The sequence below is a fragment of the Fortiea sp. LEGE XX443 genome, assembly GCF_015206815.1.
GTDB lineage: Bacteria > Cyanobacteriota > Cyanobacteriia > Cyanobacteriales > Nostocaceae > Nostoc_B.
Map to the genome: position 1 here is coordinate 1 of NZ_JADEXZ010000025.1, position 14229 is coordinate 14229.

The following is a 14229-nucleotide window of genomic DNA, read 5'->3' on the forward strand; positions in this document are numbered from 1 at the left end:
CTCTTCCAAGTCGCTAAAGCCAGAAGATATCGGCTTTCGTTTGGGGCCGAGGATTAATGCTGTTGGTCGAATTGGTGATCCGCAGACTGTGATTGATTTGCTAACTACAGATGATATGGGAATTGCACTGACAAGAGCAATGCAGTGTGAACAAACAAACACCAGTCGTCAGCAAATGTGTGAGGAAATTGAACAAGAAGCGATCGCTTATGTAGAAACGCAATATGTTACATCTCTACCAAATGACAGGGTATTAGTTGTTGTTCAACCTAATTGGCATCATGGTGTAATTGGTATTGTTGCTTCCCGCTTGGTAGAACGCTACGGTGTTCCTGTATTCATTGGTACTTGTGAGGATGAAGGACACATTCGCGGTTCTGCACGGGGAATTCCTGAGTTTCATGTGTTTGCAGCTTTAGAATACTGTCACGATTTATTAGGTAAGTTTGGCGGACACAAAGCCGCAGGAGGATTTTCTTTCGCATCTGAGAATTTACAGGCGGTGCGATCGCGTTTAATTGATTTTGCCAACCAGTGCTTAGAACCGCAACACCTCAAACCACTTCTAAAAATTGATGCTCAAGCTAGTTTGAATCAAATCAATCACGAACTTTTCCAACAGCTAAATGCGCTCCATCCTTGCGGTATCGACAACCCCGACCCAATATTTTGGACACCTAATGTGCAAGTGATAGAACAGAAAAATATTGGTAAAAGTGGTATCAAAGTGACACTAGCTCAAACTATCGATGATCAACAGCATACAATTAAGGCGATCGCTTGGCGTTGGCGTGATTACTTCCCTCTACCACAGCGAGTAGATGTCGCTTACAAGTTGCGCGAAAATACTTTTAACGGTGAAACTTCGATTGAATTAGAATTGTTAGGCGTGAGGTTAACAACAGCATCTTCCCAAATTTTTTATACTTCGCCATCCCAGCCACTCAGAACAAATTTTCAGCACAAGCAACGTCAGTACACTTGTGGAATTTACCAAGATAATTTTTTACCAGAACTAAGAATTAAAAATTCTGAAGGCAAAGTTTTAGTCATGCAGCCAGAAAATACAATCGGTCTACTAGGAACAAGTCGTGAAGAGGCTATAGAGGTTGATCTATCTCAACCACAGTATGACTCAATTATCCAAGCAGCACTGCAAGCATTATCATACATAAAGCAGGGAACAGGGAATAGGGAACAGGGAACAGGGTTGGAAGTTCCTTAGAATATTACTTTTCAGTAACATTTGTACCTAATTTACCCTAAATCTGCTGTAAATGCTGAGTCATGAATACTGATATTTCAACTCAGCACTCAACACTCAGCACTTAGCACTCTTACAGGTTGCCGTTGCGAAAAGCCAAGACAAAAATTACAGCAGGGCCAGCAATGACAATTAGTGCTACAGAGAGTAGTTGGAAAATGACTTCCCAGTTGATACTTGTGAAAGTGGTGATTATACCGTCAAACATTTTTTCTTTCCTCCCAATTATCTTAAAACATACGATAATCAATCAGTTGCAAAACCCGCATTTGATCATATCCGGCAACGGCCTGCTATTTTTAATTTACTTAACAAAATTATAGGAAAAAATACAAAATGGCAACATGGCAATGTGTCAAGCAATGTGGAGCCTGCTGTAATCTAGACCCAGCAGATCGCCCTGATATAGACGAGTATCTTTCACCAGAAGAATTGGAACTTTACCTAAGTATGGTGGGTGAAGGCGGATGGTGCATTAATTTCGACCATAATACAAGAGAATGCCAGATTTACCCGAACCGTCCGCGTTTCTGTCGCGTAGAAACAGAAGCATTTCAGGATATGTATGGTATTGAGCCAGAAGAACTTAATGATTTTGCTATAGATTGCTGTCGCCAACAAATTGAAGGGGTATATGGCGATCGCTCTCTGGAAATGTTGCGTTTCGACAAAGCTGTGGGTATTTAAACTTATGTGAAGTTAGTTCTCATCTAAACAGCTATTGGTAGTGACCGTGATAGTAACAGGGGATTTTTTGCAGTACAGTTGCAATTTATGACAACTATCTGAGAAAATGAGAAAAATATGAAAATTATCTAGGAATAAAACTACTGCCTGTGAAACTTGACTCTGCACCTGTCACCCTTTTTGGCATAACTGAGAATATAAGCCAGCCAGAACCAACAGAAAGTTCTCAATCCCATCTAGCTACTACAATTCTTGAGCCAGTTCAGCCGGTAGTTACTGATAGTTCTAAAAAGCCGGAATCAGTTGTTGCTGTATTCGCTACTACTTTCGTTACTATCTTTCTCGCAGAAATTGGTGATAAAACCCAGCTATCAACCCTATTAATGAGTGCAGAGTCTCATTCACCCTGGGTAGTATTTCTAGGTTCAGGAGCAGCATTAATTACAAGCAGTCTACTAGGTGTCCTTTTGGGTAGTTGGGTATCTAAGCGCTTCAGTCCCAAAACCTTAGACAAATCAGCCGGGTTGATGTTGCTGTTGATTTCCCTCACCCTGTTTTGGGATGTACTGCACGGTTAATTAACAGTCTTCACCATTCCCTATTCCTTACTCCCAAATATTATGGATTGGCATCTTTTAGGACTAAGCTTTATTACAGTCTTTTTATCAGAATTAGGTGACAAAAGCCAGTTAGCCGCGATCGCGCTTTCAAGTCGTGGTCAATCTCAGAAGGCTGTATTTTTTGGCACAGCAGGCGCACTGCTATTGACAAGCTTCTTAGGTGCGTTAGCAGGGGGAGCCGTATCAGAATTATTACCTACACGGATATTAAAAGCGATCGCGGCTGTTGGTTTTGCAATCCTGGCCTTACGTCTATTATTTTTTAACAACGAAGAATCACAAGATTCTGAACAGATCCCGTAAATCTCTCATTTATATACATTAAAAAGGCGTAAAAACTATAGTTAATCTTTGCGCCTTTGCCTTAGATTTAAGCTTTTCTTTAAGACTGGTAGATATCTAATGATAAAACAGTTGATGTCGCATAATTGCGGCATGATTTTGGCATCTGCATCAACAATAATCACCGCGTCTGTGCGTCAGCCTTAATCATTCCATTATTCAGCCTGCATCCGCCAACATTGATTTAACAATATCCCACCAGTCATAAGTTTGAGAATTTCTAACACCCAGTAACCACCGTGCAGTAAATTCATGGTTGCTGGAACTGCAACTTCGTCAAACATATTGAGATGAACTCCTGCTGCACACATTTGTGGAGTCAAGAAATAAGTTTCTAGCAGAGATATAGTTAGCAATGCAATAGCGAAAACAATGGTATTAGGATGCCAGTATGTTTTGGTTTTACTTAAAGCCAATACACCAGTTAAAACTACGGCAGCAGATAACAATTCGATGCGATTAAAATTCCAAAAAATTGCATAGCCAGCTGTTGTAAAACTAGCTTCGTTCATCATCCCAGAAAGATAAAGGCTAGGCATAATTACCCAATCTAAAACTAGACTAGCACCTAGCCAAAAGCCCAAGGTCAATAGAATGGCGGGTTGCCAAATTGACCACTTAAATTCAACTGTAGAAAGGGTATTCATGATATGAAATAATTGCTTATCTTGATACTCTTAGTGTCTAACTTAAATAGTTACTTTGACAACAAATATCAATTAACATTTACAAATTAGTGTGAACTATGATGATAAAATTAGTAACAAAAATGTAAAGAAAAGTAAAAAATAAGTTTACTTGCAAAATTAAACTAGTGAGATACCTGGAATAAGAACATATGTTGCTGTAGTAATTCAGCACCGAGTACTACTGAAACAATGCAGTCTTGACGCACTCAATATACAATATTAATTAAGTAATTATTCAGTAAAAGTCATGCGTCCTAGAATATTGTTAGGTGCAGCGATCGCCAGCATAACCCTAACTATGGGGTATCTCCTGCCACAGAGTTATGCAATTCAATTACGAGATGGCACAGTGTATTTTGCACAACCACCGCGTTTACTTGATGCAATCACTACCTACAACGCGGTTTATGCTGTGGGTGCGACATATTACTTTACCATCAGCTTGCCAGAAAATGCCGGAGAACCACTACAAAGTCTAACGATTAACCAGAACGACGGATTTGATAATATTGACTATGATTTGAACAAAAGTGTTGCTTTTGAAGGTAAGCCTTCCAGCAAAAGACAAAAGATCGGATTACAAAATGTAACTCGCGATCGCAAAACACGAACTGTCACTCTCACATTTGACCAACCTGTGTCTCCAGGCAAAACAATTACAGTTGGTCTCAAACCCTGGCAAAATCCAAGCAGTGGCGGTGCGTATCTGTTTGGAGTTACAGCTTTTCCGCCAGGAGAAAAATCCCACGGTCAATTTCTAGGATTTGGACGACTGCATTTTTACAGTAGTGGTGACTCAGCTTTCCGACCTGGTTTTCGTAGCTTTTGGCGATAGATGGAGATAGGTTACAGGTTACAGGTTACAGGTTACAGGAAAAAATGTGTGTGATTAATTCTGTCCGATTACTTTCCTAATTACTTCTCATTAAATGTCCATACTCCATCATCCCAATCTGAAATGGTTGGTGGTGACTGTAACCAATGCTGACAACGCAGAAGATGTAACATCGAGGCTTTGTCTTGGTTGTCAAATGCTAAAACTTTCGCAAATTCAGCCCTAGCATAGGTAAACTGACGCTTGAGGTAGTATTCACGACCTTTGTGATAGTGTTCGATGACTGACATTTTTTCGCTCTGAATTGGATCAGAACGTAAACCTACTAATTCATATATCGATACCGGCTCATTTCTGCCTTTAACGCGAATGTAATCTAATTCTCTTGCCCAAATATATTCTTGGCATGGTTTAAAAGTATTATCACTAAGGATGATGTCACAACCATACTGTTTACTGACGCTTTCTAAGCGTGAACCCAAGTTAACACCATCACCAATGGCAGTAAATTCCATTCGCTTACTTGAGCCAATATTTCCACTAATGACTGTATCTGAATTGATCCCAATACCAATATTAATTTTAGGTTTATTAGCTGCGTAACGACGTTGGTTAAAATCGTGTAAACGGTGGCGCATTTCAACGGATGTTTGTACCGCCATCCAAGCGTGTTCTTCTAAAGGTAGAGGGGAACCAAACACAGCCATAATGGCATCGCCGATGTATTTATCGAGAGTACCTTTATGTTTAAAAACTGCCTCTACCATTGATTCAAAATATTCATTCAGCATACTCACTACTTCTTCCGCTTCCAGGTTTTCTGTCAAAGTGGTGTAGCCGCGAATATCAGAAAATAAAATCGAAACTTCCTTGCGATCGCCTCCAAGTTTCGCATCATCCAATTTCAGTAATTCTTCCGCTAATTCCTGGGTCATGTAGCGGTACATCGTACTCTTGAGGCGTTTTTCATCGCTAATATCTTCCATCACCACCAGTGCGCCTCTTACTTGCTGTTGGTCGCTGGCATCAGCAATGGAATTAATTGATAAATTAATACTGTGCTGTTCAGTGTCAGTATTTACAAGTGTGCGATCAGGATAATACTGCTGGCGGCGTTTGAGGTCATTCGCATGTAAGGCATCTTGACACCATTTACTAAAGTCGCCTTCTTTAATAGCGATCGCATCACTAATTAATTTACCTTCCAAACGGTCTTCTGTTTCTATCCCTAAAAGGCGTTTAGCACTTTCGTTAGCGGCGATAATTAACCCAGTTTTATCTGTAGAAATTACGCCATTAGAAAGACTCCGCAAAATATCTCGCTGCATTTGTTCTTGTTGCTTGACTGTGGCAAACAACTGTGCATTTTGCAGCGCCACTCCCGCTTGAATGTTAAAAGCTTCCATGAACTCTTCGTCGTTGCGGTCAAAACTAGCTTGGAAGCATTCAGGAGCTTTTGGCCAAGTAGCTGGATTGTAAGCTGGAAAATCACCGGATTTCTTTTTATTTACCAGCTGTGTCACACCAATCAATTCTTGATCGGCATTAAACACTGGCATACACAATAAACTACAGGTACGATAACCATTTTGCTGGTCAATTTGTTTAGCTGTTTCCGAGTCTGGATGATCATACAAATCAAAGGGAATATTTAGGGTTTTGCCAGATACAGCTACCATACCAGCAAAACCTTTACCTATAGGGACTCGTAACTCCCTAGTAGAACCATCATCTTGAGTAATTTTCGTCCACAATTGATGGCGATCGCGATCGATTAACCAAAGAGTACTGCGATCAGCATTCATCAGTTCCTTGGCTTCATCCATTACTCGCTTCAGGGTATCTTCTAAGTCCAGATTGCTTTGACTCAAAGATTTAATCGCCTTCATCAAAGCCGCCGCTGCTCTTTGTTTTTGCGTCGCCATATAAAAAGAGCGCGACGATTCTAAAATCAAGCGAATTGAAGGGGCAAATTCCTGAAATAATTGTTCGTCTTTGTGAGTAAAACCTATAGTATCAATGCGTTCTGCTAGTGAGGCGTTAATATTTTGTGGTGATTTTAATTTATTTAGTAATTGTACTACTGCTACTAACCGCCCATGTTCACTTAACAGTGGCAAAGCCAGCATTGTGTAAGTGCGGTAGCCAGTGATTTTTTCTTGTGCTTGGGCAAATATCGAACGTGGATCGTTATAAAAATCGAAGGGTATATTAACTACTTGTTTTAATGTTGCGACTTCACCAGCAATCCCTTTATCAGCTGGGATGCGAATTTCTAGTGAGCGATCGCCTTCTCCTTCAGCGACAATTGACCACAATTCTTGTTTTTCTTCATCTAACAAAAATATAGTTGTCCTGTCGGCTCCCAATAATTCCCCAGTTTTAAGGGTAATAGAGTGCAACATTTCTTGCAGGATTGTTTCAAACCCATGAGAATCTAACATTGACAGGGTTTGATGGACAATCTGTAACTTTTGCTCGACCTCAGTCACAACTTGTTTAAAAGTATCTTGAGTCAGGGGAGCAAGAAACGTCGAAATAGTTCCTTTTCTTCTGGCAAGAGCACCCACAGGGGCAGAATTGGGTTGTAATTGGTGATTTTCTTGGTTGTGAACACCAATAATTAAATCAGCGGTCTCCCCAACACTACGTTGATGCACTGTCATAAGTATTTTTCTATAGCAGGATTAGACTTTAGGGATAATTAACAATGTCATTAATTTTATTTATGTGTCGCTTTTAGCCACAAATGATTGACATTACCCACAGTTTAATCGCTCGTTGAGCCAGCGTCATCCTGCTTTACCCCTGTCTTTATCAATCCTGAGTAGGATTGATTATTGGGATGACAAATATGAGTAATATCCATATAATGCCCAAAACTTTGACTAAACTAACAGCCTAAATTTCTGAAAAGAAAAAAATTAGTATACTACGATAGTTTTATAGGTTTTGTGCATTTTAACTATTTGTCCTGAGTTTTCCGATGAATCTAATTTAAAGATGAGCATAGGTGAGAGACATCTGTTTATAAATAACTAAAAAACAGTTTTCTTAAATCTATTCATAAATATCTATCTTTAGATAAATGCAATTTTTTAAAAAAAAATATAATGTTAAAAACATTTTTGTAACCTTGCTTTTTAAAGAAAAGTGACATTATTTGCGGCTATAAGATAGCTCTAGATTCACCAATTAGATACAATTCTGACCAATGAAAACAATCTCCAGCTTGTAACCGTAAATTAAAAACTTTGACTGTCAATAATTTGCCGAAAAACCTTACTAATTTATGTGTGATTGTTAATTAATTACGGTAAACTTATCGGAATTAATGACTTAAAAAATTGATATAAAAACTTCTATTGACCACTTTAAAATCTCCGATTATTGTTATAAGTAAGTCCTAAAAAGGACGGTATTGAAGCATCAAAAAATCAGGAGAGTTTTCTTATGATGATGATGATGACTGAATCCATGACCTCTGAAATGCAAACCTGCATGAATGCTTGCATGGAATGTCACAAAATGTGTATGGAAACTATGACTTACTGCATGAGCAAAGGTGGTAAGCATATGGACACGAGCATGATGGGCATGATGCGGGATTGCTCTGAGATGTGCATGATGTGTATGAATATGATGATGGGTGGTTCTGAATTCATGGGACGCACTTGTATGCTATGTGCGGAAATGTGCGATCGCTGTGCAATGGCTTGTGAAAAAATGAGTGATGATTCCAAAATGATGGAATGTGCCGCCGCCTGTCGCAAGTGTGCAGAAGCCTGTCGCTCTATGCAGATGATGCCTGCTTAATTTAACTACTTCGCAGAAGTTTCTCTGCAACCTATTATTCAAGCGCTCAGGCTCTAGAAGTCTGGGCGCTTGAAGTTTTGTGAACCAAAAAGTCAGAATTTATTGCACAGATTCATCTCAAATGATAAGTTCAAAGCTTGCACTGAAAAAAAGTAGTCTGAAATGAAATACTTATCCTGCTGAGTCTGATGGCTAGAGGCAGATGAAACATCTAAAATCGCGATCGCAAGACCTGCGAAGTTTATTTGAGAACAACATTACAATTGAATATGTGGCAGAACCTCTAAAAGCTGTGTCGTCGCAAGCAGAGGTAGCAGAGGTGTTGCGGTGGATGCAGACACAAGATTTTGATGTTGTCGGCATTGAGACGGAAGATATGATCACCGGTTATGTTGAGCGCTCTAGTTTAACCAAGGCTAAATCAGGCAAGTGTGGCGACTATCAACGGGTGTTTCATTCCCAAGAATTAATTGCCATTTCCACGCCACTAATGAAGTTATTGCCCATTCTGCGACAAACGCCCCGATTATTTGTCTTAGATTGCAATCAAGTCAGTGGGATTGTGACTTGTGGCGACTTACAAAAAGCACCAGTGCGAATGCTACTATTTGGCTTGGTGACGCTGCTAGAAATGAATTTACTGCGGCTGGTGAGACTTTACTATCCCCAAGATTCCTGGCAGAAATTCCTCAAACCCGAACGGCTAGAAATTGCTAAACATCTCTGGCGAGAAAGTCAAGAAAGAAACGAAGCCACAGATTTATTAGATTATCTCCAGTTTTGCGACAAACGAGAATTAATTTTAAATCAACCAGAACTTCTTGAACAACTGAGATTGAAGTCAAAACGCTTTGGTGAGCGCTTCTTAAAATCTGCCGAACAGTTACGCAACCGATTAGCTCACGCTCAAAATTTAGTCACTGGTTCTTCTTGGATAGATTTAATTTCTTTAGCAGAAGCAATGGAAACCTTGTTAATTCGCTGTGAAGAAATAGAGTAATACACTAATTCGTAATTAAAAACTACTCTCTTTTTAACTCTGTGTCCTCTGTGCCTCCGTGGTTCGATAAACTACTCTTAAACCACAGAAACACAGAAAGCTTTTGAATCTTGCCGTTAGTTAATCTATTTGCAAGTAAATTTTTAATGCCTCATTAACAACTTCCGTCATTGATTTACCTTGACTAGTAGCAGTTTCTTTTAATTTGCTGTAAACCTCATCATAAAGACTAATTCGTGGACGTGATCTACTGGGAGCAGATTTCTTTTTAGTTGCTGCTACTTGGGGTGGAATTTCTGCGGTTGTAACTTCGACAGTTTCTGGCTGGTATTGAGCCGCAAATTCTCGAATAGCATCAAAACCAACGCGTGAGCAAAAATCACCAAAGCTTTCTTCTAATTGCCGCGATTTCTTAAAATAAACAAAAATCGGCTCTAGGAAGCTTTCAATATCATTGTGGTGCAAACGTTCTACGATAGGTTGCGCTAGTCGTGTTTGATTTGGTGAACCTCCCAACCAAACTTGATAAGATTCCGGCGCACTACCGACAAAACCCAATTCTGCCATGTAAGGACGAGCACAGCCGTTGGGGCAGCCTGTCATTCTTATCACAAAATGCTCATTTTGTAAACCAAGTTTATCTAACAACGCCCGAATTCGTTCTAAAATTCCTGGTATTGCCCGTTCTGATTCGGTGATAGCCAAACCGCAAGTTGGCAAAGCCGGACAAGCCATTGCATAACGAACTAAGGGTTCGATTTTACTAGGGTCAGAAACAACACCGCAACGGTTGAGAATCTTTTGAATGGCTGGTTTGTTTTCTGGGGCGATATCGCAGAAAATCAGATTTTGGTGGGGTGTTAGGCGGATGGGTAAGTTAAATTGCTCGACAATTTCTCGTAAAGCCGTTTTGAGTTGTAATGAACCTTCATCCTTGACTCGACCGTTGTCAATAGAAATACCTAAGAATAACTTGCCATCGCCTTGTTCTTGCCAACCGAGGAAATCCTCATATTTAAATTCTGGTAGTGGTTTAAAGGGGGCGACTGGTTTACCAAAATATTCTTCAACCTTGGCGCGGAATTTATCTACGCCCCAATCATTGATTAAATATTTTAATCGGGCGTGACGACGATCGCTGCGATCGCCATAATCTCTTTGAGTAGCCACAATTGCCTTGACTATCTCGTAAACATCAGCCTTGTCTACATAGCAAATTGGGTCTGCTAATCTGGCAAAGGTTTCTTCTTTATTGTGAGTTCTGCCTAAACCACCACCTGCAAAGACATCAAATCCTTCCAGTTTGCCTTGAGGATTGGTAATCACTACCAAAGTCAGGTCTTGGGAATATAAATCAATGGAATTATCACCTGGTACTGTCACGGAAACTTTGAATTTCCGGGGCATGTAGTGAGTACCATAAAGCGGTTCTTCGCTGTCATGAACAAGTGTGCCACTACCATTGCGCTGCCGCGCTGCCTTCACTTCTGGACTTTCTTCTGCACTGATGGCTTTTTCCCCATCTAGCCAAATTTCGTAATAAGCGCCAGTTTGAGGTGAGAGTAAGTCAGCAATATTTTGGGCATATTCCCAAGCATACTGGTATTCAGAGCGATGTTTGAAAGGAACTGGTGGAGCCATGACGTTGCGGTTGATGTCGCCACAAGCACCCAACGTCGAACCTAGATTTTGGATTATTGTAGCGATCGCTGTCTTGAGATTCTTCTTTAAAATCCCATGTAATTGGAAACCTTGACGGGTAGTAGCACGTAAAGTTTGATTCCCATATTCATCCGCCAGCTGATCTAAAGCTAGATATAGTTGCGGCGGTACGAACCCACCTGGATTCTTTGTCCGCAGCATAAACTGGTAATCTTTCTCCTGTCCCTTAACGCGATTGTCGCGGTTATCCTGCTGGTAGGAGCCATGAAACTTGAGAATTTGGATCGCATCTTCGCTAAAGTGAGTCGTATCCTCAAGAATCTGTGTTGCTACAGGTTCACGCAAAAAATTACTATTTTCTTTGATGCCTTCTACTTTCGAGGGCTTACGACTGGCGAGTGGGGGAGGAGCAGATTTAACCATGAGAGTTGTATAGTATTCTCAATAAAGCAGCAATGGGAGCCAAAAACTTCGCTTTGGCTCGGTTATTCCCGGTAATCCGGTCGGAAATATGAGGAATACGACAATTGTAACACGGCGAAAAGCCGATTTTGTCGGTAGTTTTACACTTAACAAAACCAGCATATATAAGTAGGTGGTATAAATCAACTCAAAGTTTGTTGGTTTTCCTTGACTTTTGTCAATAAAACCTGATTTTCTATCAACTTCCAAAGTTCAACAACGCTATCCACAATATTCGGCTATAATTCCACAGGCCAACTTACAGTATGAGTGTTCAGTTGATCAATAAAAAGCAGGAGCATAACCAATAATTATGTCTACCTGCTTAGGTCTTTCGATTGTCTAGCATCTTGAAATGTTCAAATTTAAGAACAAAAATTGTCCCTACTCAAGAATTAACTTCTAACTTCTGATAGAGCAAGTTATTTAAAGCGATAACCGATACCGCCATTAATGCTAACAGCAGAAGCCGGACTATTTTGATAAGCACGTAGTCCAACTTTAGCATTTGTGTAGACGAGGAAATTATTAGCAACTTCTGATTCCACACCAGCACCTACTACTACAGCATCTCTATTGCCTAAAGGACTAGGTGAACCATCTTTATCTAGAAAAGAATAGCCACCAGTCACAAAGGCATTAGTTCTATTAGCAATTGGCACATCTACAGAAACTTCTGGGATGATAGTACTCGTCTGATCATTCCAGAGAACATTACCGCGTGCAGAAAATGGGGTGTTTCCCAACTTAACCCGACCTGTAAGATTACCACCAAAATTAGCAGCATCATTGTTGAGTCCGCCATTGGTAACGCCAGCTGCAACACCAGCACCAACATAACTAGCATCAGTACCTTTTTTCTGTTGAGCCGCAGCTTGACCAGCATTAATTACCAGGGGCATAATAACCAAAGAAGATAATGCAGAAATTGTCACAAAAGACTGAAATAAACGGTTCATAATTTTGCACAAGTTTTGTAAATTTCACTGTTATATACTTGGTCGTAAATGGTGTAAAAAGGTTCCAGATAATTCTCGAAATCTATTAAGTTGTTGTTGCTATTGATGCAGAAGAGTTAATATCATATTGGCTATATTATTTTTAAGGGAATTTTTACATATACACATCCATATCAATGTATTCGAGATAATTACCCAAGAGTATGCGCTTGTAAAACTGGCACATTCTCAGCACGAAAATTAATTTTACACAGCATATAAAATTTCAAATTTGTGTTTGTGATTCTGAAATTTCCAAGACTTTATAACAATAAGCTGTAGCAGATATGGCAATAAGCTCTAGCAGAAATATATAAAGTTATTTGTAAGAATTTAGAAGCCTGAATTTATCAAGTTTGCTGTTACCAGTGCATTGTATTAGTTAAATTATCTTCTGGCTTCTGTATTCTGGCTATGAAATTTTGGCAATTTTCGTGGAGATGGCATAATGTTAACCGCTACACAAACGTTATCTGGTTTGATGGGTTTATGTGTCGGTGATGCCTTGGGTGTGCCAGTGGAGTTTACCAGCCGCGCTGAACGAATCAAAGTCCCAGTCACGAAGATGCTAGGTTATGGCACGTGGCATCAACCACCAGGAACTTGGTCAGAGGATAGTGCGTTGACGTTTTGCTTGGCAGAAAGTCTTTGTCGAGGATATTCCTTGGATGCCATAGCTCAGTCTTTCTGGCGTTGGTATAAACAAGCTTACTGGACTCCTAGAGGAGGAATATTTGGCATTGGTGAGAGTACTCATGCAGCTATGATGCTTATCAACCAAGGAGTTCCGCCTTTAGAAGCTGGGGGAACCAGCGAAATGAGTAACGGTAATGGTTCTTTAATGAGAATTTTGCCGATGGCTTATTACCACAAAACCCTAGGCTTCCCAGAATTAATTTTGCGGGTGCATCAGGTGTCTTGTATTACTCATGCTCATTTGCGATCGCAAATGGCCTGTGGCATTTATACTAGTATCGCTATTGAACTACTGCAAGGCTACAACCTGCTAACAGCCTATTCTCAAGGCTTACAAAAAATTCAAGCTATTTATTCTGAGCCAAAATTTCTTGAAGAAATGCCTCATTTTGCCAGAGTATTCGGTGGTGAGATAGCCAGCTTACCAATTGAAGAGATTAATTCTGGTGGCTATGTCATTGACACGTTGGAAGCATCGTTGTGGTGTTTGTTAAATAGCTCATCTTATGCAGAAGCAGTGTTAAAAGCTGTTAACTTAGGTGGACATACAGATACAACTGCGGCTGTAACTGGTGGGTTAGCTGGAATTTACTACGGTATTGAAGGTATTCCTCAACTATGGGTTAACCAAGTTGCTCGCAAACAGGACATTGTTAATTTAGCTAGGCGTTTTAGTGTAGCTGTTTACACTCACAATTAAAAGAGTCAAGGGTCAAACCCACATTCCGTAGATATGACTCATATTACTGGTATTTTTTAAAAGCCAAACCCAGAAGATTGTTCTCAAGTCTAAATTTTCTGGTTTAACTTCACTTTTTCTTCAAATAATTAGGCCTCTTGCTTTGGTTTTATGGTAGAGCATTAAAATGGCAGTTTTATAGAAAGTTTCAAAAAATTAAAACTCATTCACCGTAAGAGATACAAGCTGTGATTATGTTTTATTTATTATTCTGTTCCATAAAATGAACTGAAGAGCCTTAATTCTCCATAAAAAAGACGCAAGAGCCTATAATTTTTGCACAAATGTTCATCAACACGAATTTATAATTTTAAAAACTAGTTTTTTACTTAATTTAAGGTATTTAGCTGTGAAAGCAAGCTTTGTTTATGTAGCTCCAGACTTCGAGTCTGAGGGTATAATTTGGATTTATGCAAGAG

At 39.8% G+C, this 14229-nt stretch carries 13 protein-coding genes; 8 read left to right on the plus strand and 5 right to left on the minus strand.

From position 1 onward, the window contains the following. Positions 1–1225, plus strand: a 1225-nt coding sequence (locus IQ259_RS11770; protein ID WP_228014493.1) for a DHH family phosphoesterase, incomplete at its 5' end; no start/stop codon positions are given. A gap of 112 nt (positions 1226–1337) precedes the next feature. Here the strand turns inward: IQ259_RS11770 and psb30 are convergent. Then, complete coding sequence (gene psb30, locus IQ259_RS11775; protein ID WP_193884840.1) at positions 1338–1472, minus strand: photosystem II reaction center protein Ycf12/Psb30; 135 nt, start codon at positions 1470–1472, stop codon at positions 1338–1340. Positions 1473–1600: 128 nt separating this feature from the next. Here psb30 and IQ259_RS11780 point away from each other — a divergent pair, with 128 nt between their 5' ends. The 3 genes from IQ259_RS11780 (at position 1601) to IQ259_RS11790 (ending at position 2874) form a co-directional block, all read left to right on the plus strand. Then, complete coding sequence (locus tag IQ259_RS11780) at positions 1601–1951, plus strand: YkgJ family cysteine cluster protein (RefSeq protein ID WP_193884841.1); 351 nt, start codon at positions 1601–1603, stop codon at positions 1949–1951. Positions 1952–2100: 149 nt separating this feature from the next. Continuing rightward, the gene (locus IQ259_RS11785; protein WP_193884843.1) at positions 2101–2529 is read left to right on the plus strand and encodes a TMEM165/GDT1 family protein; all 429 of its coding nucleotides are present in this window, start codon (positions 2101–2103) and stop codon (positions 2527–2529) included. 42 nt (positions 2530–2571) lie between these two features. Beyond that, positions 2572–2874 (plus strand): TMEM165/GDT1 family protein, encoded by a 303-nt coding sequence (locus IQ259_RS11790; protein WP_193884845.1) that lies wholly within the window; start codon positions 2572–2574, stop codon positions 2872–2874. A gap of 194 nt (positions 2875–3068) precedes the next feature. Here the strand turns inward: IQ259_RS11790 and IQ259_RS11795 are convergent, their stop codons facing one another. Further along, positions 3069–3560 carry a DUF4149 domain-containing protein gene (locus IQ259_RS11795; protein ID WP_193884847.1) on the minus strand — a complete coding sequence of 164 codons (492 nt, stop codon included), beginning with the start codon at positions 3558–3560 and terminating at the stop codon, positions 3069–3071. Positions 3561–3849: 289 nt separating this feature from the next. Between IQ259_RS11795 and IQ259_RS11800 the strand changes: the two genes are divergently transcribed. Further along, the gene (locus IQ259_RS11800; RefSeq protein ID WP_193884849.1) at positions 3850–4437 is read left to right on the plus strand and encodes a DUF2808 domain-containing protein; all 588 of its coding nucleotides are present in this window, start codon (positions 3850–3852) and stop codon (positions 4435–4437) included. Positions 4438–4517: 80 nt separating this feature from the next. Here the strand turns inward: IQ259_RS11800 and IQ259_RS11805 are convergent, their stop codons facing one another. After that, the gene (locus IQ259_RS11805) at positions 4518–7103 is read right to left on the minus strand and encodes an adenylate/guanylate cyclase domain-containing protein (protein WP_193884856.1); all 2586 of its coding nucleotides are present in this window, start codon (positions 7101–7103) and stop codon (positions 4518–4520) included. 787 nt (positions 7104–7890) lie between these two features. Here IQ259_RS11805 and IQ259_RS11810 point away from each other — a divergent pair. Then, on the plus strand, positions 7891–8253 hold the full coding sequence (locus IQ259_RS11810; RefSeq protein WP_193884858.1) for a four-helix bundle copper-binding protein: 363 nt from the start codon (positions 7891–7893) through the stop codon (positions 8251–8253). Between the two features lie 202 nt (positions 8254–8455). Beyond that, positions 8456–9253: a hypothetical protein gene (locus tag IQ259_RS11815; protein WP_193884860.1), complete on the plus strand. Its 798-nt coding sequence runs from the start codon at positions 8456–8458 to the stop codon at positions 9251–9253. A 120-nt stretch (positions 9254–9373) separates the two neighbouring features. Here IQ259_RS11815 and sir read toward each other — a convergent pair whose 3' ends face one another. Continuing rightward, the gene (sir, locus tag IQ259_RS11820; protein ID WP_193884862.1) at positions 9374–11338 is read right to left on the minus strand and encodes a sulfite reductase, ferredoxin dependent; all 1965 of its coding nucleotides are present in this window, start codon (positions 11336–11338) and stop codon (positions 9374–9376) included. Positions 11339–11799: 461 nt separating this feature from the next. Then, positions 11800–12336 carry a hypothetical protein gene (locus IQ259_RS11825; protein WP_193884864.1) on the minus strand — a complete coding sequence of 179 codons (537 nt, stop codon included), beginning with the start codon at positions 12334–12336 and terminating at the stop codon, positions 11800–11802. A 487-nt stretch (positions 12337–12823) separates the two neighbouring features. On the opposite strand from IQ259_RS11825, the gene IQ259_RS11830 reads away from it, so the two are divergent. Beyond that, positions 12824–13771, plus strand: coding sequence for an ADP-ribosylglycohydrolase family protein (locus tag IQ259_RS11830; RefSeq protein ID WP_193884866.1), 948 nt, complete (start codon positions 12824–12826; stop codon positions 13769–13771). Positions 13772–14229: the final 458 nt, after the last annotated feature.

What these genes read in the sequence shown, in the direction of transcription:
- psb30 (WP_193884840.1), bottom strand. Translation starts at nt 1,472, where the DNA reads ATGTTTGACGGTATAATCACCACTTTCACAAGTATCAACTGGGAAGTC.
- IQ259_RS11780 (WP_193884841.1), top strand. Translation starts at nt 1,601, where the DNA reads ATGGCAACATGGCAATGTGTCAAGCAATGTGGAGCCTGCTGTAATCTA.
- IQ259_RS11790 (WP_193884845.1), top strand. Translation starts at nt 2,572, where the DNA reads ATGGATTGGCATCTTTTAGGACTAAGCTTTATTACAGTCTTTTTATCA.
- IQ259_RS11795 (WP_193884847.1), bottom strand. Translation starts at nt 3,560, where the DNA reads ATGAATACCCTTTCTACAGTTGAATTTAAGTGGTCAATTTGGCAACCC.
- IQ259_RS11800 (WP_193884849.1), top strand. Translation starts at nt 3,850, where the DNA reads ATGCGTCCTAGAATATTGTTAGGTGCAGCGATCGCCAGCATAACCCTA.
- IQ259_RS11805 (WP_193884856.1), bottom strand. Translation starts at nt 7,103, where the DNA reads ATGACAGTGCATCAACGTAGTGTTGGGGAGACCGCTGATTTAATTATT.
- IQ259_RS11810 (WP_193884858.1), top strand. Translation starts at nt 7,891, where the DNA reads ATGATGATGATGATGACTGAATCCATGACCTCTGAAATGCAAACCTGC.
- IQ259_RS11815 (WP_193884860.1), top strand. Translation starts at nt 8,456, where the DNA reads ATGAAACATCTAAAATCGCGATCGCAAGACCTGCGAAGTTTATTTGAG.
- sir (WP_193884862.1), bottom strand. Translation starts at nt 11,338, where the DNA reads ATGGTTAAATCTGCTCCTCCCCCACTCGCCAGTCGTAAGCCCTCGAAA.
- IQ259_RS11825 (WP_193884864.1), bottom strand. Translation starts at nt 12,336, where the DNA reads ATGAACCGTTTATTTCAGTCTTTTGTGACAATTTCTGCATTATCTTCT.
- IQ259_RS11830 (WP_193884866.1), top strand. Translation starts at nt 12,824, where the DNA reads ATGTTAACCGCTACACAAACGTTATCTGGTTTGATGGGTTTATGTGTC.